The organism is Actinocorallia populi (genome assembly GCF_002995495.1).
GTDB lineage: Bacteria > Actinomycetota > Actinomycetes > Streptosporangiales > Streptosporangiaceae > Actinocorallia > Actinocorallia populi.
The window spans coordinates 348,444-373,950 of sequence record NZ_PVZV01000004.1; the positions used below are offsets into that span (position 1 = coordinate 348,444).

Here is a 25,507-nt window from a genome sequence, read left to right on the forward strand (position 1 = left end):
GCTTGAGCAAAACGAAACCTTGCGGAGGACTGCTGTGGCACTGCGTTCTGAGGAGATCGCCGAGGATCTTCGGCGGCGGATCCGGGAGGGCGAGTGGCGGCCGGGGGACGTTCTCCCGCCCATGGCCGCCCTCGCGGTGCACTACGGAGCGGCGCGCAACACCGTTGCGGCGGCCGTCGAGATGCTCGAAGACGAGAGGCTTCTCTGGGCGGCCCGCAAGCGCGGCACCGTCGTGCTGCGCCCCGGTGAGCGGCGGACGATCCAGCGCGGCAACCTGGTCAGGCGCAACACCCGGCACGCCGCGTCCGACGGAACCCGGACGAGCGGGGGGTACAACTTCCCCGCCGCGTTGAGCGGCGACGAGGTGTGGGTGCACCACATCCCTCCCACTGCCGAACAGGTCCCGATCCCGGAGCGTCCGGCCGGCAAGCTCAAGGTCCTGCCCGGTACCCCGGTCCTGCGCCGTCGACGCTGCACCGGCACGGAAGGGGAAGCCCCGTTCCAGCTCAGCGACACCTGGATCCACCCCGATGCCTACGCGGAGGTCCCGGCCGTGGCGGAGCCGGGCCCGGGGCCCGGCGCGTGGATCGACCGCCTCGAAGAAGCAGGCCACGGGCCGCTGCAGTGGATCGAGGTCCAGCGCGTCCGCATGCCCCTCAAGGAGGAGGCCGACCTCCTCCAGATCCCCACCCGCATCCCGATCCTGGAGATCCTCCGCATCGGCTACTCGGCCCGCACCGAACGCCCGATCGAGGTCACCGTCGTCCGCATCCCCGGCGACCGTGTCGAGATCATCAGCAGGCTGGAACGCGACGCCTCCGCGGCCTGGCCCGACGGCACCTGACCGGACGGGACCTTCCGAACGGATCCCGACATCACCGCGATCCCGGCCGATCTCCTGTTTCTGCCGAGGTGGGCGTTGTGTCAGATCGCGATGGGGACTTCCTCGATCCAGCAGGCTGCTGTGCGCGGCTGCAGGCGGGCGTGGAGGTCTTCGGCGTCGGTCCGGGTGAGGAAGGCACCGGCCGCGTAGGTCTCGATCAGCGGTTCTCCTAGCTTGGTGTCGCGTTCCATCCGTGCCATGACGACGTAGACGTCGCGGTAGCGCTCTGTGCGGGCCGGAGTGCCGGTCGCGGTGAGCGCGTTGATGAGTTCTTCCGCAGAGGCCAGGGCGAGGCCGGCTTCGTAGCCGGGGCCGAGTGCGTGCCGGGCCCATGCGGGTCGTTCTGGGTCGATGGCGGCGAAGAAGCTCATTCGCGTGGACCCGAGGACGCCTTCCTGCCAGCCGACGGCATTGGCCAGGACATAGTCGGTTTCGCCCTGGCTCTCCAGCAGGAAGAGCCTGCGGCCACGAAGCTCGATGCCGGGTGTCGCGTCCTTGAAGCGGGCGATGTCCTCAGGCCCGGGGGATCTGATCGCCAGGCCGTTGTAGGCGGCTCGGGTTTTGACCGCCTCCATCCCCGTGAACAGCATGTCGATGGTGCTGCCGTGCTCCTCGAGGGTATTGCTGCGCAGCAGCAGTCGGCTGTGGCTGACGGAGTAAGCCCAGAGCCGGAAGCAGCGATCGCTTCGGTAGAGCTCGGTCTCGGGGGGCAGCTGCTGATCGGTATGGAGCCACGCCTTCGTCATGGCGGTCAGGTTCCTTGTGAGGTTGTGTGACCGTCAATCCCGGCACCGGACTGGCGGCGGTATTTGCCGGGGGCGATGCCGTGGTGGCGTTTGAAGGCGTTGGCGAAGGCGAATTCGGAGGTGTAGCCGATGCGGGCGGCCACTTCGCTGAGGGGGGCGTCGGTGGTGTGGAGGAGGTCGGCGGCGAGGGTCAGGCGCCACCACGTGAGGTAGGTCAGGGGCGGGCGGCCGGTCAGGGTGGTGAAGCGGCGGGAGAAGGCGGCTCGGGACAGGCCCGCTTCGGCGGCGAGGGACCGGACGGTCCAGGGGTCGGCGGGGGCGCGGTGCATGGCGTGCAGTGCGGCGCTGACGGCGGGGTCGGTCAGCGCCCTGGCCCAGCCGGTGGACCTCACCGGTGCGGGGAGTTCCTCGAACCAGGCGCGCAGGATGTACAGCAGCAGCATGTCGAGCAGCGCGAGAACGACGGTGTCCGCGCCGGGGCGGGGGGCGCCGATCTCGCTGCCCAGCAGCTCGACGGCCGTGCGCAGTTCGGGGTGGTGGCCGGGGCGGGCGGGCAGGTGGACGAACTCGGGCAGGTCGGCCAGGAGCGGGTGGGAGTGGCGGGGGTCGAGCCGGTAGCCGCCGCACAGGGTCACGGTGAGCGGGCCGTGGTTTCCCACGGAGTCGGAGACGAAGAGCTCGGCGTCCTCCAGCGGGTCGCAGGGCGGCTCGGCCGGCGGTGTCGACGGGCTGTCGGCGAGGGCGCATCCGTGACCGTGGGGGAAGAACACCACGTCGCCGGTACCGAGCGCGACGGGCTCGCCTCCGGAGGGCGGGATGAGCCAGCACGAACCTTGCAAGATCACCTGGAAGCCTGCGGAGCCGGGCACCGAGGGAAAGCGCTGCCCCCACGGGGACCGCCAGGCGATGCGCGCCGAACGGGGCCGCCCGGTACGCAGGAGCGCGACCACGTCGCTGAGCACATCCATGCGAAAAGATCTTATGCGAGACGAACGCGTATAAAACACAGCTTTTTGAGCATGGTTCATCCCCTGCCCCCTCCCTACGGTTGACGATCAGTGAAACCTTCGGAGGAGAGACACTTGCCACGCATTCTCGTCACCGGGGCGACCGGCAAAGTCGGCCGTCATGTGACATCGCAGCTGCTGGAAGCCGGAGCCGAGGTCCGCGCGTTGTCCCGGCGACCGGCCGCCCTGCCGCCCACCGTCGAGCGCATACGCGGCGACCTTTCAGATCCCGGCTCCCTTGACCCTGCCGTCGAGGACGTCGAAGCGGTGTTCCTGGTCTGGCCGTTCGCCTCGGCGGAGGGCCTGGAACCCCTGCTGAAGGCGGCCGCTCGGCACGCCCGCCGGGTGGTCTACCTGTCGTCGGCGGCCGTGCGCGACCACGAGCGGGAGGCCGAGCGGCTGATCGCCCGGTCCGGCCTGGAAGGGACGGTCCTGCGCCCGCACGCCTTCGCGGCCAACGCCCTGCGCTGGGCGGAGCAGATCCGCGCCGGACACGTGGTGCGCGAACCGTTCGGCCAGGCCGCCATGGCCCCGGTGCACGAACGGGACATCGCGGCGGTCGCCGTGCGGGCGCTGACCGAGGACGGGCACGCGGGCGCCGTCTACGAGCTGACCGGACCGCACTGGTTGACCCAGGCCGGGCAGGCGCGCATCATCGGCGAGGCGATCGGCCGGCCGGTGCGCTGGGAGGAGGCATCCCCGCAGGACGCCCGGCGGCGGATGCTCGACCGCGGCTGGCCGTCCGAGGCCGTGGACGACGTCCTGCGCGCACAAGCCGAGCTGACCGGCGCCCCCGAACGGGTCACCACCACCGTCGAGCAGGTCACCGGGAGCGCCGCGCGCACGTTCCTCTCCTGGGCCGCCGAGCACGCGCACGCCTTCCGCACCACCATGCGGGCCGCGCGCATCCACTCCTACGGAGGTCCTGAGGTCATCCGCCACGAGGAGGTGCCGCTGCCGTCGCCCGGCCCCGGCGAGGTGCTCATCCGCGTCGCCGCGACCTCGTTCAACCCGTCGGAGGTGGGGCTGCGCCTGGGGCTGCTGCAGGATGTGCTGCCGGTGACGTTGCCGTGCACCCTGGGTGTGGACGTTTCCGGCACGATCGTGTCCCTGGGCCCCGGTGCGACCGGGTGGACCGTGGGCGACGCGGTGGTCGGCCGGCTGGACGGCGGCAGCGGGGCCGCCGCCGAGTACGCGACGGTCCCGGCGGACGTCCTGGTCAGGGCTCCGCGCACCATCCCTCTCGCCGACGCCGCGGCGCTCCCCGTCGCCGGGCTGACCGCCTGGCAGGCGGTGTTCGAGCACGCCGAGGTGAGTGAAGGCCGACGCGTGCTGGTCAACGGAGCCGGGGGAGGGGTCGGCGGATTCGCCGTCCAGCTGGCCAAGCGCGCGGGAGCCACCGTGATCGCCACGGCAGGCCCCCGCAGCGCCGCCGCGGTCCGCGCCCGCGGCGCCGACCGGATCGTCGACTACACCGCCGAGCCCCTGCCGGGAGGCGTGGACGTCGTGCTCAACCTCGTCCCGCTCGCCCCGGACGCCGCCGCCGGACTGGTGTCACTCCTGCGGCCGGGCGGTACGGCGGTGTCCGTCACCACACCGCTGCCCGGCGGCGTGCATTTCGTGGCCCGCAACGACCCCTCCCAGCTCGCGCGGCTCGTCGCCTTGGTCGACGACGGCGACCTGACCGTCGACGTCGCCGAATCCCACCCGCTGACGGAACTGGCCTCGATCCACCGCAGAAGCGAGAACGGCCGGATCCGAGGAAAGATCACCCTCATTCCCTGAAGACCGCCGGTTGCGGAGAACGGCGACCGCGTCGGGGGCGCGGGACGCGTCTATTCGCAGACGACCCCGTCTTTGTCACGGTCGGTGTACCAGTTGTACTCGGGGTCCCGGCCCTCGTAGTAGGGGCCGTAGCCGTTCGCCTTGGCGTCGGCGCAGGTGCCGTAACGCGGGTCGGTCGTGGGGGCGGGTGGCGCCGGAGGAGCGGGCGGCTGCGGCGCAGGCGGCTGGGGGGCGGGGGGCTGCGGCGCGGGCGGCTGCGGCGCGGGCGGCTGAGGTGCGGGAGGTGCGGGGGGAGCCGGGGGCGCGGGAGGAGCAGGCGGGGCGGACTTCCTCCAGGACCGGACGAGGACCTTGGTGCCCCGGGCGTCGCGGAGGGTCGCGGTGTCCCGGTCGTTGTTCCAGATGTACCAGCCGCGGTTCATGTACAGGTGCTTCGCGCTGTCGCGGCCCTTGCCGGTGTGGACGGTGACGCTCTTGCCGGGCTTGAGGGCGAAGGCCGGGAACCGGTAGTTGTGGTTCTGGGCGTCGCGCAGGGTCCAGTTCTTCAGCCGTACCGTTTTGCGGCCGGTGTTCTTGAGCACGACGTACTCCTGGTTGAGCCGGGAGTTGGCCCGGGTGTCGGCCCCGGGGGCGTCGTACTGGATCTTCGTGAACCGCAGTGCGGGCTTGGCCGCCGCAAGGGCGGTGGTCCCGGTGCCGCCGAGGACCGCCACGATAGTGACGACAGAGATCACACTAGACCGCATGTTACTCCAATTCACACGATTGGTGAGCTCGCCAATCTAGGGCAGACGGCACGCGGCCGGGGGAAATTTCGCAAAATTAGGCATCAAGCGCCCCACGCGTTTCTGCGCGGGACCGGACATGCCGACAGCCCGGAACCGAGAGGGCTCTGGGCCACTGGTGCCGAGTTCGGGTAGGGCGCCGGCGACGATGAGGCCGACGCTCTTCTTCTTGGAGACGAAGCCGACGTAGGCCCCGGCCCACTTGCGATCCCGGTCCGCCTGCCATGCCAGGTCGTGTGAATCCTTGACGTCCATGAGTCGCTGTTCGTCGAGGCCGGCGAAGAACGGCCCGCCGGACGGCACTCGCTCAGTCGGCGGGCCCCTGCCAGACCTTCAGGTCGATGGTCAGGTAGTCAGCGTCGATGGACTTGACGGTGATGATCCCCAGGAGGTCGGTGTCGGTGTAGACGCACCAGATCGACCCCTTCGCTGGACTGCCGAGGCCGTTTTCGATGTATTTCGTATTCGCATGGCAGGTCTCGTAGTCGGCGGGCTGGCCGGCTTCGATGGCGCCGAACTTGCTCTCACCAGAGATGCCGCTCCCTCCGAAGGCGAGGTCGCCCTGGTACTTGCCGTAAGCATTCCAGTCGAGCTTCTTGGGGCGCAGAGGGTCATCGGTGAAGTAGATGGAATAACCGTCGGTGATGTCGATGCCCTTGTGCTCGCTCAGAAACGTTCCCGCAGGTTTCATCGTGCCGGGACCGCTCGTGTCGGAGGCCGAAGGATCGGCCACGGTCGCGGAGGCGTCAGGCGTCCCGGTGGGTGGGGTGCTCTCGGCGGTCGGCGGTCGTACGAGGTCTTCGGTGCCGGGCTGCCGCGCGAGGAGGTCGTCGGAGGAGTTCCCGTCGTCCTTCTGGGAGAGGACGAAGAACAAGGCGGCCAGGAGGACCAAGACGACTGCTCCGCTGCCCAGCAGCAGGGCGGTCCGCCCGCCGCCGGGTGCGGGCGGGGGAGACCCGGGCCGGTGCGGGAACTGGATCGGGACGTGCGGAGCGCTCGGCGGGTGGCCGGGGAACCCGGCGGAAGAAGCGCCTCCGGGCGCGGTGGGCTGGAGAGAGACGGGCGGGGCGGGTTCGGGGACGGCCGAGTAGCCGCGCAGGGCGGCGGTGAGCGTTTCGGGGAGCCAGTCGGTCGAGGTCGGCGCCGGGACGCCGGTGAGCTCGGTCAGGAGCCGCTCGGTGGTGGGACGGGCCGCGGGGTCCTTGTCCAGGCACTGCCGGATGAGGGGCTTCAGCTCGTCGGGGCAGCCGTCGAGCCGGGGTTCCTCCTGGGCGATGCGGTACATGACCGCCTGGGCGGGGCCGTCTCCGAAGGGACTGCGGGCGGTGGCGGCGAAGAAGAGCAGGGCGCCGAAGGCGAAGACGTCGAGCGCCGGGGTGGGTTCGCCGCCGCGGATCTGTTCGGGGGCCATGAACTGGGGCGAGCCGATCGCGCCGTTGGTGCGGGTGAGCGGGGTGGCGTCGGCGGCGCGAGCGATGCCGAAGTCGATGACCCGGGGGCCGTCCGCGGCGAGCAGGACGTTGGACGGTTTGAGGTCGCGGTGCACGATGCCGGCGCGGTGGATGGCCTGGAGCGCTTCGGCGACCCCGGCGGCGAGCGTCCGCAGGGTATCCACCGGCAGGGGGCCGGATTCGTGAATCGCGGTGGCGAGGGAAGGCCCTGGAATGTGGGCGGTCGCCAGCCAGGGCATAGGGCCGGTCAGGTCGGCGTCGATGACGGGCGCGGTGTAGAAGTTCTGGACCCGCTGGGCAGCGGTGACCTCCTGGGCGAACCTGCGGCGGAACTCGGGGTCGTCGGCGAACTCGGGGCGGATGATCTTGATGGCGAGTCGCCGACCGCTCTGGGTGGTGGCGAGGAAGACCCTGCCCATACCGCCGGCACCGAGCCGGGCGACGACACGGTAACCGCCGATCCCACGGGGATCGGCGTCCGACAGCGGCTCGTAGACCGGGGATCGCATGCTCGCCTCCAGGGGCTCGGCTCGCATGGCGGGCACGAGCCGCTCGTGGAATTCTCGGAATCGCGACGATCATAGAGGCCGGGGGATTCGGGATCGAGTGATCAATGTGTTGATTCTGGATTTTCGAACGGGCGCGCTGCGGACTGTGCTTGCTGCGGGGTGTTCGTCCTTGATTCAGCAAATTTTTGGGGTTTGGGGGGATAGCTGATCCGGTTCACCAGGGAAGGTCGTGAGGACCGAGAGACCGGGAGGCCGGATGTCCCTGAGTGAGGACGACGTGCGGGAGCACGTGCGGGGTGTCTGTTTCAAGAAGGGGCCGCCGGGGCTGGTGGGGGCCGAGACCGAGTGGCTGGTGGTGGACCGGGGGAGGCCGGGGGAGCAGGTGCCGCTCGGGAGGCTGCGGGGGCCGCTGACGCGGCGGCCGCTGCCCGGCGGCAGCAAGGTGACCTTCGAGCCCGGCGGGCAGCTGGAGCTCAGCTCGCGGGCGCTGCGGGGGGCCGAGGCGGTGTGCGCGGCGCTCACCGCGGACCTGGCCGAGGTGCACAGGCGGGTGCGGGGGATCGAGCTCCTGGGGGCCGGGGTCGATCCCGTCCGGCCGGCGCGGATGCAGCTGGACGAGCTGCGGTACCGCTGCATGAGCGGGTACTTCGGGGACCTGACGATGATGTGCTCCACCGCGTCCGTCCAGGTCTGCCTGGACATCGGGACGGCCGGGCAGGCGGCGCGCAGGTGGCGGCTCGCGCACCGGCTCGGGCCGGTGCTGATCGCCGCGTTCGCCAACTCGCCGGTGTGGTGCGGGCGGCGGACGGGCTGGCGGTCGACGCGGCAGGCCGTGTGGGCGCGGCTGGACCCGGCCCGCACGACCGCCCCGGTCGGGGACGACCCCGAGGAGGCGTGGGCGCGGTACGCGCTCGACGCGCCGCTCATGCTGATGCGGGGCGAGAGCTGGATCGTCGGGCCCGGCATGACGTTCCGGGAGTGGATGCGCACCGGCGAGCCCACCCTGGACGACTTCGCCTACCACCTGACCACCCTCTTCCCGCCGGTCCGCCCGCAGGGCTGGCTGGAGCTGCGGATGATCGACGCGCTGCCCGAGCCGTACTGGCGGGTGCCCGTCGCGGTGGCCTCCGCCCTCGTCGACCTCGTCCCGGACGCCGCCGAGGCCGCGGCCGAGCCCGTCGCGGGGCTGTGGACGCGGGCGGCGCGGGACGGGCTGCGCGACCCGGCCCTGGCCAAGGCCGCGCTGGCCTGCTTCGAAGCGGCCTGCGCGGCGCTCGCCGGACCGCTGAAGGACCTGGCCGAACAGTACGCCGACCGCTATGTCGCCCGAGGCCTGTGTCCGGCCGACGACATCGAGGAGTACGCGTGGACGCGCTGAAGGAACGACTCGCCGCGGAGCTGATCGCGGCACGGGAGCGGAGCCATCTGCTGACCTCCCTGGACGACGCCGACCTGGTCTCCCAGGTGTCGCCGCTGATGTCCCCGCTGGTGTGGGACCTGGCGCACGTCGGCAACTACGAGGAGCTGTGGCTGCTGCGCGAGGCCGTCGGCATCGAGCCGATGCGCCCGGAGATCGACACCCTCTACGACGCCTTCGAACACCCCCGGGCGACCCGCCCGTCGCTGCCGCTGCTGCCACCCGGCGAGGCCCGCGCCTACATCGGGACGGTGCGGAACAAGGTCCTGGACACCCTGGAGGGGCTGCGCCCGGAGAACGTCCCCCTCTTCGAGATGGTCATCCAGCACGAGCACCAGCACGACGAGACCATGCTCGCCACCCACCAGCTCCGCAGGGCGCCCTCCCCCCTGCGCGAGGACGGCCTCCCCGCCGGAACCGCCGGGACCGACCCCTGGACCCCCGAGACCCGCATCCCCGCGGGCCCCTTCACCATGGGCACCCTCGACGCCGCCGCCTACGACAACGAACGCCCCGCGCACCGGGTAGACCTCCCGGCGTACTTCATCGACACCGTTCCGGTGAGCAACGGCGACTACCTGGCCTTCCTGGAGTCGGGCGGCTACGACGACGAGCGCTGGTGGCATCCCGAGGGCTGGAGGTGGCGGCAGAGCAAGCGGATCACGGCCCCCGCCTTCTGGTTCAAGGAGGGCGTGTGGCTGCGCCGCCGGTTCGGCGACGTGGAGCCGGTGCCGTTCGACCAGCCCGTCCAGCACGTCTGCTGGTACGAGGCCGACGCCTACGCCCGCTGGGCGGGCAAGCGCCTGCCGACGGAGGCCGAGTGGGAGAAGGCCGCGAGCTGGGACCCCGAGGCGCAGAAGGCCAGCAGGTACCCGTGGGGCGACGAGTACCTGCCGGGCCGCGCCAACCTCGGCCAGCGGCGCCTCCAGCCCTCCGCGGTCGGCTCCCACCCCGAGGGAGCCTCCCCGTCCGGCGTGCGGCAGCTCGTCGGCGACGTGTGGGAGTGGACGTCCACGGCCTTTCACGGCTATCCCGGCTTCCGCGCCCACCCGTACAAGGAGTACTCCGAGGTCTTCTTCGGCCACGACTACAAGGTCCTGCGCGGTGGTTCCTGGGCGACGGACCCGACGGCCGCCCGCACCACGTTCCGCAACTGGGACCTCCCGATCCGCCGTCAGATCTTCGCCGGTTTCCGCTGCGCGAGGAGCGCCTGACTTGTGCAGACACCTGGCCTATCTGGGCCCGCCCCGCAGCCTGCACTCCCTGGTCTACGGGCCCGCGCACTCCCTGGAACGCCAGTCCTACGCCCCCAAGCTGAACGTCGGCAACGTCCTGAACGCCGACGGTTTCGGCGTCGGCTGGTACGCGGGGGACAGGCTCGTCCGCTACCGCAGGTCCCAGCCGATGTGGACGGACGTGTCGTTCGCCGAACTCAGCGAGATCCTGCAGAGCCCGTGCGCGGTGGCGGCCGTGCGCAGCGCGACCGTCGGCTTCCCCGTCGACGAGTCCAGTGCCCAGCCGTTCCGCTGCGAACGCTGGCTGTTCAGCCACAACGGCAAGGTCGAGGGGTTCGGCGCGGTGGAGGCCGAGCTCCGCGAGCTCGCCGGAGACCTCTCGCTGGTCCCCGAGGCCCGCGCCCCGCTCGATTCGGCGCTGCTGTTCGCCCGCGCCGTACGCGCCTGGCGGGGCGGACTGGGCCTCGCCGAAGGGCTGGCCGAGACCGTCCGGACGGTCACCGCGATCGCGCCCGGCCGCTACAACCTGCTGGCGTCCGACGGCGTCTCGCTGGCCGCGACGACCTGGGGCGACAGCCTGTTCGCCCGTTCGGCCGACCACGCCGTCGTCCTGGCCTCCGAACCCTACGACGACAGCCCCGCCTGGCAGCGGATCCCCGACCGTTCCCTGGTCTTCGCGGACCGGGACGGCGTCACCGTCCACCCACTCAGTTAAGGGGGCAATCATGCGGATCGAGCATTTCCTGAAACCGGAGGACCTGGAGGAGGCGCTGCGCGCGGACGTCGCCGCGGGGCTGACCGCCGAACCCAAGACCCTGCCGCCCAAGTGGTTCTACGACGACCGCGGCAGCGAGCTGTTCACCGAGATCACCCGGTTGGAGGAGTACTACCCGACCCGGCGGGAACGGGCGATCCTCGCCGCCCGCGCCGGCGAGATCGCCGCCCTGACGGGCGCGCGCACGCTCGTCGAGCTGGGCGCCGGCTCGGGGGAGAAGACCCGCCTGCTGCTCGACGCGCTGGGCGCGGCCGGGCTGGAGACCTACGTCCCGGTGGACGTCAGCGGCGACTACCTGGTGGACGCCGCGGAGAAGATCGCCGCCGAGTACCCGGGTCTCGAGGTGCGCCCGGTGGCCGCCGACTACGAGCGGCACCTGTCCCTGATCCGGGGCGGGCCGCGCGAACTCGTCGCCTTCCTCGGCGGGACGATCGGCAACATGGTGCCCGAGGAGCGGCATGCGTTCCTGTCCGCGATCCGGGGGACGCTCGGCCCCGACGACGCCCTGCTGCTCGGCGCCGACCTCGTCAAGGACGAGAAGCGCCTGGTGCGCGCCTACGACGACGAGAGCGGCGTCACCGCGGAGTTCAACCGCAACGTGCTGCGGGTCATCAACGGCCACCTGGACGCCGACTTCGTGCCGGAGGCGTTCGACCACGTCGCCGTCTGGGACCCGGAGAACGAGTGGATCGAGATGCGCCTGCGCTCCCGAGCCCGCCAGGAGGCGCGGATCGGCGCGCTCGACCTGAGCGTGCACTTCGCCGACGGCGAGGAGATGCGCACCGAGATCTCCGCGAAGTTCCGCCCGGAACGGCTGGAGGCCGAGCTCGCCGCGGCGGGTTACGCCCTCGCCGCCTTCTGGACGGATCCGGAAGGTGATTTCTCCCTCACCCTCGCCAGGCCACGAGGAGATCACGATTCGGAGAAAACGTCGGCGGGTCCGCTTACGGTGGGGTGATGCCGAAGCCCGGACGGAGAGTCACGATCCGGGAGCTGGCCCGGGTGACGGGCCTGTCTCCCGCGGCCGTCTCCTACGCGTTGCGGGGCGTCCACACCTCGGCCGAGACGCAGAAGCGGGTGCGTGCGGCGGCCGACGAGCTCGGCTACCGGGCGCACCCCATCGCCCGCGCCCTGGCCAGCGGCAGGACGGGCATGGTCGGCCTGCTGTGCGGGTCGCTGGCCGACTTCTGGCAGCAGGAGCTGGCGGTCGGGATCGGCCGCGCCCTGCTGGAGGAGGGCAGGTACGCCATCGTCCTGGACGCCGCCGACGATCCGGGCCGCGAGCTGGAGCTGGCGGGGCGGCTGCGCGAGCAGCGGGTCGACGGGCTGATCGTGCAGCCCGTCGACCCGTCCGCCCCGGCCTGGGCGGAGCTGGCCGAGGCGCTGCCGGTGGTCTCGGTCGGTGACGCGCTGGCCGGCAACCCGCACGGCGAGGTGGTCTTCGACAACCGCGCCGGGGTGACGCTGGCACTGGAGCACCTGCACGGCCTGGGCCACCGCCGGATCGGGGTGCTCACCTCCACCCTGGAGCGCACCCCCGACCGCCCGGCGGACGTGCACGTCAGAGCCGAGGCGCGGCGGCTCGGCCTGGAGGTGGAGGTGGCGGTCGCCCGCTCGGCGCTGCCGGAGGCCACGGCCGCGGCCCGCGGGCTGCTGGTGCGCCGGGACAGGCCGAGCGCGGTCTTCTGCTTCTCCGACTCCATCGCCTACGGCGTCTACCTGGCGGCGGGCGAGCTGGGCCTGTCCGTCCCGGACGAGCTGTCGGTGTGCGGCTATGACGCGCACGCCCTGTCGGTGCTGCCGACGCCGCCGCTCACCACGGTCGACTGGGACCTGCCGGGGGTGGCGGCCGACGCGGTCTCCCTGGTGCTCGCCGCGGTCGAGGAACGTTCTCCCGGCAGGATCGTGCGCTCCCCGGTGTTGTGCCCGAGGGAGTCCACCAGCAGAATCCTCGGGAGGGCTCATCCTTACTAAACCCGTGGATAAAGTAGAGAACTAAGGTAACGACCTTGATCACCTTCAGCGGCGTGAGCAAGAAGTACGCCGATGGCACCGTCGCCGTCGACGGGCTCGACCTCACCCTGGCCACCGGTGAGATCACCGTCCTGGTCGGCCCCTCCGGCTGCGGCAAGACCACCACCCTGCGCATGATCAACCGCATGGTCGAGCCCACGGGCGGCACCATCGAGATCGACGGCGTCGACGTGCTCGGCCGCGACCCCGCGGAGCTGCGGCGCGGCATCGGCTACGTGATCCAGCACGGCGGCCTCTTCCCCCACCGCACCGTCGTGGACAACATCGCCACGGTGCCCCGCCTCCTGGGCTGGGACAAGAAGAAGGCGCGGGCCCGCGCCGCGGAGCTGCTCGGGCTCGTCGGCCTCGACGCCGCGCTGGCCCGCCGCTACCCCCACCAGCTGTCCGGCGGCCAGCAGCAACGCGTCGGCGTGGCCCGCGCCCTGGCCGCCGACCCGCCCGTCCTGCTGATGGACGAGCCCTTCAGCGCCGTCGACCCCATCGTCAGGAACAGCCTGCAGGAGGAGTTCCTGCGCCTGCAGACGGAGCTCACCGCGGGCGCGGGCACCCCCAAGACCATCGTGTTCGTCACCCACGACATCGAGGAGGCGCTCCGCCTCGGCCACCGCGTGGCGGTCTTCGCCCAGGGCGGCAGGCTCGCCCAGATCGCCACCCCCGAAGAGCTGCTCGCCGCTCCCGAGAAGGGCTTCGTCACCGACTTCCTCGGCGGCGAGCACGGCCTGCGCAAGCTCCGCCTCTTCCGCGAGCTGGAGCAGGAACGGGTGCGGGGCGCGTGAACGAGAACGAACCCCTGGTCCGCTGGAACTGGATCCACGACCACTACGCCCTGTTCGGCGAGCTCACCGTCGAACACCTGAAGCTCTCGCTGCTGCCCGTCCTGCTCGGCCTGCTCGTCTCGGTGCCGCTGGGCGTGCTGTGCGCACGCTGGCGCGTGCTGTACACGCCGGTGCTGACGGCCGTCAACATCCTCTACGCGCTGCCGTCCCTCGCCCTGTTCCTGGTGCTGCTCGACTACACCGGCCTCAGCATCTGGACGGTCGTCATCCCGCTCACCCTCTACACCCTGGCCGTCCTGGTGCCCAACGTCGTCGACGGGCTGCGCCAGGTGCCCGAAGGAACCCGGCAGGCGGCCACCGCGATGGGCTACACCCCGCTGCGCCGCCTCGTCGCGGTCGAGCTGCCGATCGCGGTGCCCGTCATCATCGCGGGCCTGCGCGTCGCGACCGTCTCCAACATCAGCCTGGTGAGCGTGGGCGCGCTGGTCGGCATCGGCGGGCTCGGCTCCCTGTTCAAGACCGGCTTCGACCTGCAGTTCACCACCCCCGTGCTGGCCGGGATCGTGCTGACCATCGCCCTGGCCGTGCTGTTCGACCTGGCGCTGGTACTGCTCCAGCGGCTCCTCACCCCCTGGAGCCCCCGATGAACGACGGCTGGCGCTGGCTGACCGACGGCGCGCACTGGCACGGCCCCGACGGCATCCCCGTCCGGCTCGCCGAGCACCTCGGCTACACCCTCCTGGTCCTCGCCGTGGCCGTGCTCGTCGGGCTGCCGCTCGGGCTGCTGCTGGCGCACTCCGGACGGCGCACCGCCTTCACCGTGATCAACACCGCCAACGGCTTCCGCGCGCTGCCCACCCTGGGCCTGCTGGTGCTCATCTTCCTGCTGAGCGCCGGCAGCGAACTGGCCGCCCTGATCCCGCTGGTGGCGCTGGCGATCCCGCCGGTGCTGGTCAACACCTACGAGGGCGTCCGCCAGGTCGACCCGCGGGTGCGGGACGCCGCCCTCGGCATGGGCATGACCGGGCGGCAGGTCCTGCTGCGGGTGGAGCTGCCCGTCGCGGTGCCCCTGGTGATGACGGGGGTGCGCACCGCGGCGGTCCAGGTGGTCGCGACCGCCACCATCGCCGCCTACATCAACCTCGGCGGCCTCGGCGGCTACCTCATGGACGGCATCCTGCTGCGCCAGTACGGCGCCGCGGTGGGCGGCTCGCTCCTGGTGGTGCTGCTCGCGGTCGCCGTCCAGATCCTCTTCACCTACGCCGGCCGGCTCCTCACCCCCCGAGGGCTGCGGCAGGAATCGAACAACCGAAAGGAAACCCCCGTATGAGACCCCTGAAGATCCTGCTGGGCGCCGCCCTGCTGGCGACGTTCGCGGCGGGTTGCGGCGGCAGCGAGGACAACCCCCTCGACAGTACGGGAAGCACCGACGGCAAGACCGTCGTGGTCGGCTCCGCGGCCTTCCCCGGCAACATCCTGCTCGCCGAGCTGTACGCCGGAGCCCTGGAGGACAAGGGCCTGAAGGTCGAGCGCAAGCTCGGCATCGGCGAGCGCGAGGTCTACTACAAGCTGCTGGAGAACGGCGAGCTGACCGTCCTGCCGGAGTACAACGGCGCGCTGCTGGCCTACCTCGACCCCGAGGCCGAGCTGCCCGCCACGACCGAGGAGACGAACCAGGCGGCATCCGCCAAGCTCCCGGCCGGTCTGAAGCTGCTGAAGTCGGCGGAGGCCCAGGACAACGACTCGCTGACCGTCACGTCCGAGACCGCCGAGAAGCACGGCCTGAAGACGATCGAGGACCTCAAGGACGCGGCCGGCGAGCTGACCGTCGGCGGCCCCGCCCCCTTCGAGCAGCGCTTCAAGGACAAGCTGACCGACGTCTACGGCCTGACGTTCAAGGAATGGGTCCCCGACCGCTCCGGCGGCGGCAACATCCCCACCTGGCTCAAGAGCGACAAGGTCCAGGTCGGCAACGTCTTCACCGCCAACCCCGCCATCGTCCTGGACGGCCTGGTGGTGCTGGAGGACACCAAGGGCGTCTTCGGCCTGCAGAACGTCACCCCCCTCGTCCGCGAGGACGGCATCGACCCGGCCGCGGCGGAGGCGCTGGACGGGCTCTCGGCCCAGCTCACCACCGAGGGGCTCCAGGAGATGATGAAGAAGGTCGCCGTCGACAAGACCGACCCGGCCAAGGTCGCCGCCGAGTGGCTGGACGCGCACCCGGTCTGACGGGGAGGAGACCGGAAGGGCCGGCCGACCGCTGCGGATCGGCCGGCCCGCCTGCGGGACGGTGCGCCGTGTTCGCGGGCCCGGGCAAAGCCCGCGAACACGGCGTCCTTCTGCCGGAGGTCCGCCGCGCGACCGGGAGGCCGCTCGCACGAGGGAACGCTGCACCTTCCGGACCGGAGGGCGCGGGGGATTCCCCGGCAGTTCCGGACGCCGCGGTTACGGGAACGGGGGCAGAACCCGTGAGAGGCGTCCGGAGCCTTTGATTCAGTTGTGCCGTGCGGGTCGTGCCGTGCGGTCCGGGCTCAGAATCCGAGCTCGGGCCAGTTCTCAGGCCAGCCTTCGGGCCAGAGGGACTGGCGTTCGGCTGTGCCCTCGGCCCTGCGGCCCGAGGTGTCTTCGGCCTTGCGCCCGTCCGGCGGCCGCACCCATTCCTTCGGGAGCTCCGTCGGCCAGGCGGTCGGCCACTTCTGGTTCTTGGGCCAGTCGGCGGGCCACTCCTTGGGCCAGTCGGTCGGCCACCCGCCCGCCGGCCGGTCGCCGCCCATCAGGGCGACGCACAGGGCGATGGCCTTCTGCTTGCCTCCCGCCGCCTTGATGAGCGGGGTGAGGTGCTCGTCCTTCCTGCCCTCGGTGATGTACTTCCGGCACAGGTCGGCGATGGACGGCCGCGCCGCCGGGGCGGGGGAGGGGGGCGGCGGCGCGTACTTGCGGGTGTGCGCGGGGGCGCTGGTCCTGGGAGGCGGCTTCTTCGGTTCGGCCTTCTCCTGCCCGGGTACGCCGCCCGCCGCTATCGCCACCCCGCCGGCCGCTCCGATGGCGCCGATGGCCAGGACGGCCCCGGCGACCCTCGCGGTCAGCCTGCGGGTGGACGTGGGGCGGGGTGATGGCTTCTCCTCGGGCAGTGCGGACGGGACGGGCGCGCCGACGAACGCTTCCTGGAAGTAGGCGACCGCCTCCGCCTCGCCGTCCAGCTCGTCCGCCCGGCCGGGGGCGGCCGCGCTGTCGAGCAGGTGGGCGACGGGGTGGCCCACCGAACGCCCGCGGAGCATCCGCTCCGCGGTCCGCCGGTTGATCCGTTTCGCGCTCATCTCATCTCTTTCAGCGTCGCGGTGCGGCAAAGTGTCACTCGATTTCCGCAGCGAGTTTCTTCAGGCCCCGGTACGCCGCGGTGCGCACCGCCCCGGCCCGCTTGCCCAGGACCTGACCTGCGGTCTTGGCGTCCAGGCCGATGACGACCCGCAGCAGCACGGCCTCGGCCTGCTCGCGCGGCAACCGCATGATCAGCCGCAGCGCCCGTTCGGTGCCCAGGGCGCCGAGCGCGCTCTGCTCGGTGTCGTGCTCGCCGGCCACCTCGGTCAGCTCGTCCAGCGTCGTCTCGGCCTGGGGCCTGCGGCGGCGCCGGCGGACGTGGTCCAGGGCGCGGTTGCGGGCGATGGTCGTCGCCCAGCCGCGGAACCCGTCGTACTCCCCCCGGAAGGCGGGCAGGTCGCGGACGATCTGCAGCCAGGCCTCGGAGGCGACGTCCTCGGCGTCCTCGGCCACGAGCGCGCGGAGGTAGCGCAGCAGGCGCGGTTGCAGATCCCGGTACACGGTCCGGAAAGCCGTGTCGTCTCCCTGTTGCGCGGCCCGGACGCACGCCGACAGCTCGGCCTCGTCCGGAGGGGTCCGCTGGGCCACCTTCCGATCCACGCGCATAACTATGCTGTCTTCCCGGGGCAGAAGTGAACAAGACAGGACTTTTCTTGATTCTTTTCCTGCCAGGGTTTCCGGGGTCCTCCGGATCCGGCCGGACCCCGCGACTCCCTCGTTCAGTCCCGTTCCGGACGGGCAGGACAAGGACATGGGGGGACGGAGGGGGCCGCGATGAAGCACTTCCCGGTCCGCGCGGCGCGCGGCACCGCGCTGAGCGCCCGGGGCTGGCCGCAGGAGGCCGCGCTGCGGATGCTCGCCAACAGCCTCGACCCGGAGGTGGCCGAGCACCCCGAGTCGCTGACCGTCTGCGGGGGCGGCAAGGCGGCTCGCGGCCCCGGCGCGTACGCGGCGCTCGTGCGGTGCCTGACGGAACTGGGCGAGGACGAGACCCTGCTGGTGCAGTCCGGCAAGCCCGTCGGCGTCCTGCGCACCCACGAGTGGGCGCCCCGGGTGCTGCTGGCCAACTCCAACCTGGTGCCCGAATGGGCGACCCGTGAGGAGTTCCGGCAGCTGGAGGAACTCGGGCTCATCATGGCGGGGCAGACGGCCGCGGGCTCCTGGATCCACGTCGGCGCGCAGGGCGTGCTGCAGGCCGCCTACGAGACCTTCGCCGCCGTCGCCGCCCGGCGGTTCGGCGGCACCCTCGCCGGAACGGTCACCCTCACCGCGGGGCTCGGCGGGATGGGCGGGGCGCAGCCCCTGGCCGTCACCATGAACGGCGGGGCGGTGATCTGCGTCGAATGCGACCCGGCGCGCGTCGCCCAGCGCGTCGCCCAGGGCTACTGCGACGTCCGGGCGGAATCGGCGGAGGAGGCGCTGGCCCTCGCCCTGCGGGCCAGGGACTCCCAGAGACCGCTGTCGGTCGCGCTGCCCGGCAACGCCGCCGAGACCGCCGTGCGGCTGCTGGCGGCCGGAGCGCCCCTCGACATCGTCACCGACCAGACCCCCGCCCACGACCCGCTGCGGTACCTGCCGATCGGGGTGCCGTTCGAGGAACTGGCCGCGCTGCGCGAGGACGACCCCGGCGGGCTCGCCCTGCGCGCCCTGGAGTCGATGGCGCGGCACGCCGAGGCGATGGTCGGCTTCCAGGCGGCGGGCGCGGAGGTCTTCGACTACGGCAACTCCCTGCGCGACCAGGCGCGGCTGGCCGGGTACGAGCACGCCTTCGCCTATCCCGGCTTCGTGCCCGCCTACCTGCGCCCCCTGTTCTGCGCGGGCAAGGGCCCGTTCCGCTGGGTGGCGCTCTCGGGGGACGCCCACGACATCGGCGTCACCGACCGGGCGGTCCTGGAGCTGTTCCCGCACGAGGAGCCCCTCGCCCGGTGGATCCGCGCGGCGCGGGAGAAGGTGCCCTTCCAGGGGCTGCCCGCCCGGGTCTGCTGGCTCGGCCAGGGCGAACGCGCCGCGGCGGGACTGCGGTTCAACGAGCTGGTGGCGCGGGGCGACCTCGGCGCCCCCCTCGTGATCGGACGCGACCACCTGGACTGCGGGTCGGTGGCGGCGCCGCACAGCGAGACCGAGGGCATGCTCGACGGCTCCGACGCGATCGCCGACTGGCCGCTGCTCAACGCGCTGCTCGCCACCGCCTCGGGTGCGACCTGGGTGTCCCTCCACCAGGGCGCCGGCGCCGGCGTCGGGCGCTCGGTGCACGCCGGCCAGGTCGCGGTCGCCGACGGGACCCCGCAGGCCGCCCGCAGGCTCGAGCGCGTCCTGACCAACGACCCCGGCATCGGGGTGCTGCGGCACGCCGACGCCGGGTACGCGCGGGCCGTCGAGACCGCGGGGGAGCACGGTTTCGAGATCCCGATGGAGCCGCCCGAACCCGGCGGGGCGCGGGAGGCCGGCGAATGAGCCGGGGCGGGCCCGCGGGGCTCAGAACGTGAAGGGCTGGCGGACCACGCCGTTGTCGAAGTTCGACAGCAGGTACTCCGGCTCGCCCGTGGTGCGAAGGCCCGGCAGCCGGGTGAACAGCTCACGGAACATGATCTTCAGCTCCATGCGGGCGAGGTTGGCGCCCAGGCACAGGTGGGCGCCGGGCCCCCCGAACCCGACGTGGGGGTTGGGGGAGCGGGTGATGTCGAACCGGTCGGGGTCGGCGAAGACCTCGGGGTCGCGGTTGGCCGCCGGGTAGAACAACACGACCTTGTCGCCGGGCTCCAGCCGCAGCCCGTTCAGCTCGTACGGCCGGGTGACCGTCCGCCGGAACTGGATGATGGGGGAGGTGTACCGCACGATCTCCTCGATCGCCGGGCCGATCCGGGCGTCGTAGTCGGCCAGCAGCAGCTCCCGCTGGTCGGGATGCTCGGTGAACAGCCGGACGCCGTGCGACAAGGCGTTGCGGGTGGTCTCGTTGCCCGCCACCAGCAGCAGGTCGAAGAAGCTGCCCAGCTCCCGCGTCGTCAGGGACTCGCCGTCGACGTTGGCGTTCACCAGCGCCGAGACCAGGTCGCCCCGCGGGTTCCCGCGGCGCTCCCGCGCCATCCGCGCCACCAGCCGGTGCAGGTCGACGATGGCCTTCAGGTTGCCCGCCAGCAGCCGCAGCGTCCTGGGATCGAACAGGGAGCCGCGGACCCCGGAGTACTCGGTCATGACGTCGATGCGCCGGAGCACGTACGGCCGCCGCTCCGGCGGGATGCCCATCATCGCGCAGATGACGTTGATGGGCAGCCGCGCGGCCACCTGCTCCACGAAGTCCCGCGGGCCCTCGCGCTCCAGGTCGTCCACGATGCCGGCGGCGGTGGCCTGGATCTCCTCGGCGAGCCCGGCCAGCATCCTGGGGCTGAACGCGCGCGAGACGATCCGGCGCAGCCGCCCGTGCCGGGGGTCGTCCATGTTCACCATGGGCCGGCCGAACAGCCACGCGATCCACGGCGGCGGCTCCGGCGACGTCGCCGCCGGCTCGCTGGAGAACGCCTTGGTGTCGCGGCTGACCTCGACGACGTCGGCGTGCCGGACCAGGGCGTGGAACCCCTTGCCCGACCGGACGAGCGGGACCCGCGGCTCGGCGAAGAAGACCGGCTGCTTCAGGGTGCGCAGCCGGGCGAACTCGGCGTAGCGCTCCTCGTGCGGCCGGGCCCAGAAGTCGACGCCGACAAGATCCGTACTCGCGTTCATCTGCCGACCCACCTGATCTCGTAGGGCTGGAGCCTGAGCTGTTCACCACCGACCGTAGCCGCAAGCGGACGGTCCGTGGCGTTCACCGCGAGGAGTTGCTCAGCCGAGGCCAGCACTTTCAGGTCTTTTTCCGACCCCCCGGACACGTTCGTGACCGGTACCTGCACCAGGCCCGTGCCGGGCGGGAACCAGCGCGCGAAGTTCTGCTGCAGCTCCAGCGACGGCAGCGCCGTGCCCTGGCGCGTCCACAGGCAGCCGTTGCACGCCCCCGGGCTGCCCTGCGGGCTCCAGTACAGCGCGCCCGCCGCGCCCGACCGGGCGAACTCGATCATCGCGGCGGCCTGGACGGCGTGCAGCCGCCCGGCGCTCCACCCGGAGTTCTCCGGCTCGACGTACCACTCGGCCCACACCACCGGCAGGTCCTCCTGGGCGCGCAGCCAGCGGGTGAGCGCACCGAACTTGGCGTTCGCGGCGAACTCGTCGCCGTGCGCGGTCCTGTCCTCGGGCAGCGACGAGCCGTCGATGACGATGAAGTCCGCGCCCTCCTTGTTCTCCAGCCAGTACCGGACGGCGTCGAGTCCGCGCTGGTCGGCCGCGCCCCACGGGCCGCGCACCTCGCCGGACGCCTCGGAGTGCGCGTCGGCGTAGCTGTTGAGCGGGATGTAGGGACCGCCGACCAGCACGTCGGGGTTCTCCCGCTTCAGCGCCGTGTACACCTTGTTGTAGAGGTTGGTGTAGCCCTCGTGGTCCCAGCGGTTCTGGCTGCGGTTGAAGAAGCCCTTGAACTCGTTCCAGACGAAGAAGTACCGCACGTCCGGGTAGCGGCGGGCGATCTCGGCGGCCTGCTCGGCGAAGGCGTCGTAGAACTCCGGCAGCGGCGCGTCCTCCAGGTGCGTCCAGTCGGTCGCCCCGGCCGGGCCGCCCTTCATCCAGTCGGGCGCGCAGCACAGCGTGACGACCGGGACGCCGCCGGTGTCGCGGATCGCCCGCATCCGCTGGTCCAGCGACGACCAGTCGTAGCGGCCCGGCGTCGGCTGCGGGTTGTTCGCGCCGAACCCCATGATGTGCTGGGCCTGCAGCGTGCGCTGGCGGCCGACCGCGGCGGCGGCCGCCGGGTCGGTCTCCAGGCTGGTCTGGGTGTGGGTGAACCCCCAGGCCGCCCAGTCGCCGTCCGGGCCCGCCGAGATGTCGCCGACGGGCTCGCCGTCCAGGACCGCGGACGGCCCGGGATCGCGGTTGAGGTAGAGCACGACCGAGGCGGTGACGACTCCCAGGAGGGCGGCGGCCAGCGCGATCATCCACACGGGGGTGCGGCGGCCGTGCCGCCCCCTGCGCGCGGAGACCAAAGGGGGTGTGACGGAGGTCGGAGACGGCTGGCCTTTCACTGACCCTCCAGAGTCGGTTGCTTTTTCCTTAGAACGTTCAACCGTTCGCTCTGGTTCGCAAGAGCCTTCTCTGGCCGATCGTGAATACTTACCTGGACCGTACTCTTGTGTCACCGCGGGCGCGGGAAAGAACACGCGAGATGACCCCGGTCCGCTCCACCACCCCTGCGGGGCGGACCGGGATCGCCCTCCATCCCCCGCGCCCTCTCAGGCGCCCTCCGTGCGTGCCTGTTCGTCCAGCTGAACCCGCAGGCCCGTCTCGTCGTCGGAGGCCAGCGTCATCGCCAGTCCCGCGTTGAGCTGGGCGTCGGTCAGGTCGCCGCTGCGGGTGGCATACCACCTGCCCGCGTCGCTGCGCCACACCACCCAGCCGGGGTGCTCCGATTCGATGCTCGCCTTGAGGTCTGCGAAGTCCACCATCAGGGTGGTCCCTTCCCCGAACAACTCATTCCGTATACAAAAGTGATACGCGTAGGGAGAACCGTCAAGCTTCGAGTAACAGCAACATTCCCCCGGCGGTCCGACAGGGAGGTGTCGCCGGTGCCGAAACCCGCCTATATCCGGATAGCCGATGAGCTCAGGAAGGGAATTCGGGACGGCACCTATCCCCCCGGATCACGGCTGCCCACCCTCGCGGCCCTGGCAGGGGCACACGGTGTTTCGGACATCGTGGTCCGGCAGGCGGTGGCGGTGCTGCGCGCCGAGGGCCTGGTGGAGACCCGGCGCGGCGGCGGCACCGTCGTCCGGATCCGGCCACCGGTCCGCCGGATGGCGATGGAGCGCTACCGGGTGGAGACCGCGCCGCGCCCCGAGCCCGCCACGTCCTTCACCCACGACCAGCGGATCGGCTGGCACGAGTACCGGCTCGACCGCGCCTACGACCGGGTCGACGCCGACGCCGAACTCGCCGCGCTCTTCCTCCTGCCCGTCGGCACGGGGCTCCTGCGCAGGCGGTTCGTGTTCTGGGCGCGCGGCGAACCCCAGCAGATCTCCGTCAACTACCTGCCGTGGGACCTCGTCGGCGGCACGCCCGTCGCCGACCCCGACCGGGAGCCGTGGCCCGGCGGCACCCCCGCGCAGCTGGCCTACCTCGGCCACCCGCCGACCCGCGTCGAGGAGTCCGTCCGGGCCCGGATGCCCGACCCCGAGGAGGCCGGGACGCTGCGGATGTCCGAAGGGGTGCCCGTCATCACCGTCACCCGGCGGATGTTCTCCGGCGAGCACGTCCTGGAGGTGTGCCGGGACATCGTCATCCCGGCGGACCGGGTGGTCCTGGACTACTCCCTGGACCTGTAGGCCGGCCTCAGGCCAGCCGGTCCAGCAGCCAGCGCGGCCCCACCACCTGCGCGCCGGCCTCCTCGCAGCGGCGGCGCAGCTCGCGGTCGGCGGTGACCACCACGTGGTACGCCCCGTCCTGCCGCACCTGGGCGACGATCTCGTCGTCCCCGCTGCCGGGCGCCGCGACCACCCGCACGCCCCCGGCGCTCTCCAGCGGCCGGGCCGCGCCCTCCACCACCAGCACCAGCTCCGGGTAGGCCTCGTCGAACGGGCCGAGGGAGACCGGGCCGAGCCCGGCGAGCCCGTCGCGCAGCCGCCGGGCCGCGCCCAGCCGGTCGCGCCACCAGCCGTCCGGCCGCGAGCCCATGACGTTGGCGGCGTCCACGATGAGGACCACACGGGTGAGCATGGAGCGCAGCGTAGGCCACGCGTCACCGAACGGCGCGAAGAGCCGCAGCGTGTCCACCTCCGAGACCGGCACCCAGCGGGCCGCCTTCGTCTCGCTGGACTCCCCGCGCACCGGAGTGCGCTCCGGCGCGGAGCCGATCATCGTGGTGTAGGACCAGCCGCCGTGGTCGTCCTTGACCCGCCCGTGCAGGCGCACGATGGAGACGTCCAGGGAGCTCTCCTCCGTCGTCTCCCGCAGCGCCGCCGTCACCGCGTCCTCGCCCGCGTGCCGCCCGCCGCCGAACAGGCACCAGGTGCCGCCGCCGTTGCACCACCACGCGCGCTGCTGGAGCAGGACGTGGTCCTGGCTGAACAGCAGCAGGCCCGCCGCCCCGAACCGACCCCAGTGCGTGTGGCCTCGTTCGCACCGGGTGAACCCATCGCCGTCCACGCCCGCAGAGTAGCCGAGCCGTGATCGAGATTCGGGGTCCGACGCCTACCTTGTGGCCCCGGGGACAGGGCAAGCTTGAGTCGGCACGAACCCTGGAGGCATCCCATGGCCGAACCCCTCAGACCCGGCGATCCGCACACGCTCGGCAGGTTCGCCCTGCTGGAACGGCTCGGCGAGGGCGGCCAGGGCATCGTCTACCTGGGGCGCGACCCGCAGACGGGGGACCGGGTGGCGGTCAAGGTGCTCAAGGCCGCCGACGCCGAGGCGCGCGAACGGCTCGCACGGGAGATGAACGCCGCCCAGAGGGTGCGGCTGCAGTACTGCATCTCCCGGGTCGTCGACTACTCCTTCGAGGGCACCCGGCCCTTCGTGGTCAGCGAGTTCGTCGACGGCCCGTCCCTGTTCGAGCGGGTCGCCGCCCAGGGGCCGCTGCGCGGCGGCGACCTGGAGCGGCTGCTGGCCTTCACCGCCCAGGCGCTGGTGACCATCCACGGTTCCGGGGTGGTGCACCGCGACCTCAAGCCCGCCAACGTCCTGCTCGGCCCCGACGGGCCGCGGGTGGTGGACTTCGGCATCGCCCGTCCCGTCGACCAGCACACCCTCAGCGGCGCGATCGTCGGCACGCCCGCCTACATCGCGCCCGAGCAGCTGCAGGGGCAGCCCGCGGGCAAGGCGTCCGACGTGTGGGCGTGGGCCTGCACGATGGTGTTCGCGGCGACCGGGTACCCGCCGTTCGGCCCGTTCGACGGCGACGGCGACAACATCGCGGCGGTCCTCGGCCGGATCATGCACGCCGAACCCCGGCTGGGGCACGGCCTGGAGGCGTTCGAGCCGCTGCTGCGCGGCTGCCTGGACAAGGACCCGGCCCGGCGGCCGAGCGCCCGGCGGCTGCGGGAGGAACTGGAAGCGGACCTGGAGCACGAGCACGACGGCCCGCAGGAGGGCGTGCCGGTGCCGACGCCCGCCTTCTCCCCGTCGTGGCCCTCCATGGACGCGACCGTCGACCGCTCCTCGCCGACGCCGCCCCCCGTCCAGCCGGCCACTCCGCCGCCTTTCCCGGTGAGCCCGCCCCCGACCACCCCGCCGCCGCTCTACCCGCCGGGCGTTCCGGTGCCGCGCAGGCGGCGCCGCAAGTGGCCGGCGGTGCTCCTGGCGCTGGCGGTGCTGCTGGGCGCGGGCGGCTGGTTCGGGTACGAGGAGCTGCGCAAGGGGGGGATCACGCCGGGCGGGGACACCATTCCGGCGGCGTTCGCGGGGACGTGGACGGGAGGGCTGGAGATCCGCGACGCGCAGGGCGGCGAGAGGTACTACGAGGTGCAGCTGACGCTCTTCGAGGGGCAGCGGTCCGGGGGCGCGCAGTTCACCGGGGAGGGGGTCTGCAACGGGACGCTGGGCGTCAAGGCCGTCCGGCCGGAGCAGCTGGAGCTGGACCTGACCGACCAGAACCGGGAGTGCCCGAACGGCACGGTGCGGCTGAGCCCCGAGGGGGAGGGGCTGTCGCTGGCCTACGCGGCGGACGTGGCGGGCACGGCCGACGGGAGCACCAGCCTGAGCAAGGCCGAGTGAGC

Annotated in this window: 24 protein-coding genes and 1 pseudogene; 14 read left to right on the top strand and 11 right to left on the bottom strand. The window is 72.2% G+C overall.

The window, feature by feature from the left end; translation table 11 throughout:
• Positions 1-34 precede the first annotated feature (34 nt).
• On the top strand, positions 35-844 hold the full coding sequence (locus tag C2865_RS18350) for a GntR family transcriptional regulator (RefSeq protein ID WP_232835687.1): 810 nt from the start codon (positions 35-37) through the stop codon (positions 842-844).
• A gap of 80 nt (positions 845-924) precedes the next feature.
• On the opposite strand, the gene C2865_RS18355 is transcribed toward C2865_RS18350, so the two are convergent.
• Both C2865_RS18355 and C2865_RS18360 read right to left on the bottom strand, forming a co-directional pair.
• On the bottom strand, positions 925-1,629 hold the full coding sequence (locus C2865_RS18355; RefSeq protein ID WP_106399707.1) for a hypothetical protein: 705 nt from the start codon (positions 1,627-1,629) through the stop codon (positions 925-927).
• A gap of 5 nt (positions 1,630-1,634) precedes the next feature.
• A complete protein-coding gene (locus C2865_RS18360; protein ID WP_106399708.1) occupies positions 1,635-2,597 on the bottom strand; it encodes an AraC family transcriptional regulator in 963 nt (320 codons plus the stop codon).
• Between the two features lie 114 nt (positions 2,598-2,711).
• Between C2865_RS18360 and C2865_RS40820 the strand changes: the two genes are divergently transcribed.
• Positions 2,712-4,421, top strand: coding sequence for an NAD(P)H-binding protein (locus tag C2865_RS40820; protein WP_106399709.1), 1,710 nt, complete (start codon positions 2,712-2,714; stop codon positions 4,419-4,421).
• Positions 4,422-4,471: 50 nt separating this feature from the next.
• On the opposite strand, the gene C2865_RS18370 is transcribed toward C2865_RS40820, so the two are convergent.
• Genes C2865_RS18370 through C2865_RS18380 form a run of 3 tightly spaced genes read right to left on the bottom strand, consistent with a single transcriptional unit; the run spans position 4,472 to position 7,166 of the window.
• A complete protein-coding gene (locus C2865_RS18370) occupies positions 4,472-5,155 on the bottom strand; it encodes a lamin tail domain-containing protein (RefSeq protein WP_198653412.1) in 684 nt (227 codons plus the stop codon).
• A gap of 48 nt (positions 5,156-5,203) precedes the next feature.
• Positions 5,204-5,461, bottom strand: coding sequence for a hypothetical protein (locus C2865_RS18375; protein WP_157963794.1), 258 nt, complete (start codon positions 5,459-5,461; stop codon positions 5,204-5,206).
• A gap of 52 nt (positions 5,462-5,513) precedes the next feature.
• Positions 5,514-7,166: a serine/threonine-protein kinase gene (locus tag C2865_RS18380; protein ID WP_106400050.1), complete on the bottom strand. Its 1,653-nt coding sequence runs from the start codon at positions 7,164-7,166 to the stop codon at positions 5,514-5,516.
• Positions 7,167-7,422: 256 nt separating this feature from the next.
• On the opposite strand from C2865_RS18380, the gene egtA reads away from it, so the two are divergent.
• From egtA to C2865_RS18425, 9 genes and pseudogenes are all read left to right on the top strand, one after another.
• Positions 7,423-8,544 (top strand): ergothioneine biosynthesis glutamate--cysteine ligase EgtA, encoded by a 1,122-nt coding sequence (gene egtA / locus C2865_RS18385; protein ID WP_106399712.1) that lies wholly within the window; start codon positions 7,423-7,425, stop codon positions 8,542-8,544.
• On the top strand, positions 8,532-9,797 hold the full coding sequence (egtB, locus tag C2865_RS18390) for an ergothioneine biosynthesis protein EgtB (RefSeq protein ID WP_106399713.1): 1,266 nt from the start codon (positions 8,532-8,534) through the stop codon (positions 9,795-9,797). Before egtA ends, egtB begins: the two co-directional genes overlap by 13 nt.
• A gap of 1 nt (position 9,798) precedes the next feature.
• Complete coding sequence (gene egtC, locus C2865_RS18395) at positions 9,799-10,533, top strand: ergothioneine biosynthesis protein EgtC (protein WP_106399714.1); 735 nt, start codon at positions 9,799-9,801, stop codon at positions 10,531-10,533.
• A 7-nt stretch (positions 10,534-10,540) separates the two neighbouring features.
• Entirely contained in the window at positions 10,541-11,551 is a 1,011-nt protein-coding gene (gene egtD, locus C2865_RS18400) for an L-histidine N(alpha)-methyltransferase (RefSeq protein WP_106400051.1), read from the top strand.
• The gene (locus C2865_RS18405) at positions 11,551-12,567 is read left to right on the top strand and encodes a LacI family DNA-binding transcriptional regulator (RefSeq protein ID WP_106399715.1); all 1,017 of its coding nucleotides are present in this window, start codon (positions 11,551-11,553) and stop codon (positions 12,565-12,567) included. Before egtD ends, C2865_RS18405 begins: the two co-directional genes overlap by 1 nt.
• Positions 12,568-12,602: 35 nt before the next feature.
• Positions 12,603-13,367 (top strand): annotated as a pseudogene (locus C2865_RS18410) (ABC transporter ATP-binding protein); the annotation flags it as partial.
• Between the two features lie 32 nt (positions 13,368-13,399).
• Complete coding sequence (locus C2865_RS18415) at positions 13,400-14,050, top strand: ABC transporter permease (protein WP_106399717.1); 651 nt, start codon at positions 13,400-13,402, stop codon at positions 14,048-14,050.
• Positions 14,047-14,733, top strand: coding sequence for an ABC transporter permease (locus C2865_RS18420; protein WP_106399718.1), 687 nt, complete (start codon positions 14,047-14,049; stop codon positions 14,731-14,733). The genes C2865_RS18415 and C2865_RS18420 overlap by 4 nt, the downstream gene beginning before the upstream one ends.
• Complete coding sequence (locus C2865_RS18425) at positions 14,730-15,632, top strand: ABC transporter substrate-binding protein (RefSeq protein ID WP_106399719.1); 903 nt, start codon at positions 14,730-14,732, stop codon at positions 15,630-15,632. Before C2865_RS18420 ends, C2865_RS18425 begins: the two co-directional genes overlap by 4 nt.
• A 302-nt stretch (positions 15,633-15,934) precedes the next feature.
• On the opposite strand, the gene C2865_RS18430 is transcribed toward C2865_RS18425, so the two are convergent.
• Positions 15,935-16,720 (bottom strand): hypothetical protein, encoded by a 786-nt coding sequence (locus tag C2865_RS18430; protein WP_106399720.1) that lies wholly within the window; start codon positions 16,718-16,720, stop codon positions 15,935-15,937.
• Between the two features lie 34 nt (positions 16,721-16,754).
• On the bottom strand, positions 16,755-17,321 hold the full coding sequence (locus tag C2865_RS18435; protein ID WP_232835688.1) for an RNA polymerase sigma factor: 567 nt from the start codon (positions 17,319-17,321) through the stop codon (positions 16,755-16,757).
• A gap of 174 nt (positions 17,322-17,495) precedes the next feature.
• Between C2865_RS18435 and hutU the strand changes: the two genes are divergently transcribed.
• Entirely contained in the window at positions 17,496-19,175 is a 1,680-nt protein-coding gene (hutU, locus tag C2865_RS18440) for a urocanate hydratase (RefSeq protein ID WP_106399722.1), read from the top strand.
• A 21-nt stretch (positions 19,176-19,196) separates the two neighbouring features.
• Here the strand turns inward: hutU and C2865_RS18445 are convergent, their stop codons facing one another.
• The 3 genes from C2865_RS18445 to C2865_RS18455 all read right to left on the bottom strand — a co-directional run bounded on the left by C2865_RS18445 (position 19,197) and on the right by C2865_RS18455 (position 22,243).
• Positions 19,197-20,438: a cytochrome P450 gene (locus tag C2865_RS18445; protein WP_106399723.1), complete on the bottom strand. Its 1,242-nt coding sequence runs from the start codon at positions 20,436-20,438 to the stop codon at positions 19,197-19,199.
• Positions 20,435-21,736 carry a glycoside hydrolase family protein gene (locus C2865_RS18450; RefSeq protein WP_106400052.1) on the bottom strand — a complete coding sequence of 434 codons (1,302 nt, stop codon included), beginning with the start codon at positions 21,734-21,736 and terminating at the stop codon, positions 20,435-20,437. Before C2865_RS18450 ends, C2865_RS18445 begins: the two co-directional genes overlap by 4 nt.
• Before the next feature lie 294 nt (positions 21,737-22,030).
• A complete protein-coding gene (locus tag C2865_RS18455; RefSeq protein ID WP_106400053.1) occupies positions 22,031-22,243 on the bottom strand; it encodes a hypothetical protein in 213 nt (70 codons plus the stop codon).
• Positions 22,244-22,363: 120 nt separating this feature from the next.
• On the opposite strand from C2865_RS18455, the gene C2865_RS18460 reads away from it, so the two are divergent.
• Positions 22,364-23,119 carry a GntR family transcriptional regulator gene (locus C2865_RS18460; RefSeq protein ID WP_232835689.1) on the top strand — a complete coding sequence of 252 codons (756 nt, stop codon included), beginning with the start codon at positions 22,364-22,366 and terminating at the stop codon, positions 23,117-23,119.
• A gap of 7 nt (positions 23,120-23,126) precedes the next feature.
• Here C2865_RS18460 and C2865_RS18465 read toward each other — a convergent pair whose 3' ends face one another.
• Positions 23,127-23,939 carry an NUDIX hydrolase gene (locus C2865_RS18465; RefSeq protein ID WP_106399725.1) on the bottom strand — a complete coding sequence of 271 codons (813 nt, stop codon included), beginning with the start codon at positions 23,937-23,939 and terminating at the stop codon, positions 23,127-23,129.
• A gap of 105 nt (positions 23,940-24,044) precedes the next feature.
• Between C2865_RS18465 and C2865_RS18470 the strand changes: the two genes are divergently transcribed.
• On the top strand, positions 24,045-25,505 hold the full coding sequence (locus C2865_RS18470) for a serine/threonine-protein kinase (protein ID WP_106399726.1): 1,461 nt from the start codon (positions 24,045-24,047) through the stop codon (positions 25,503-25,505).
• Positions 25,506-25,507: the final 2 nt, after the last annotated feature.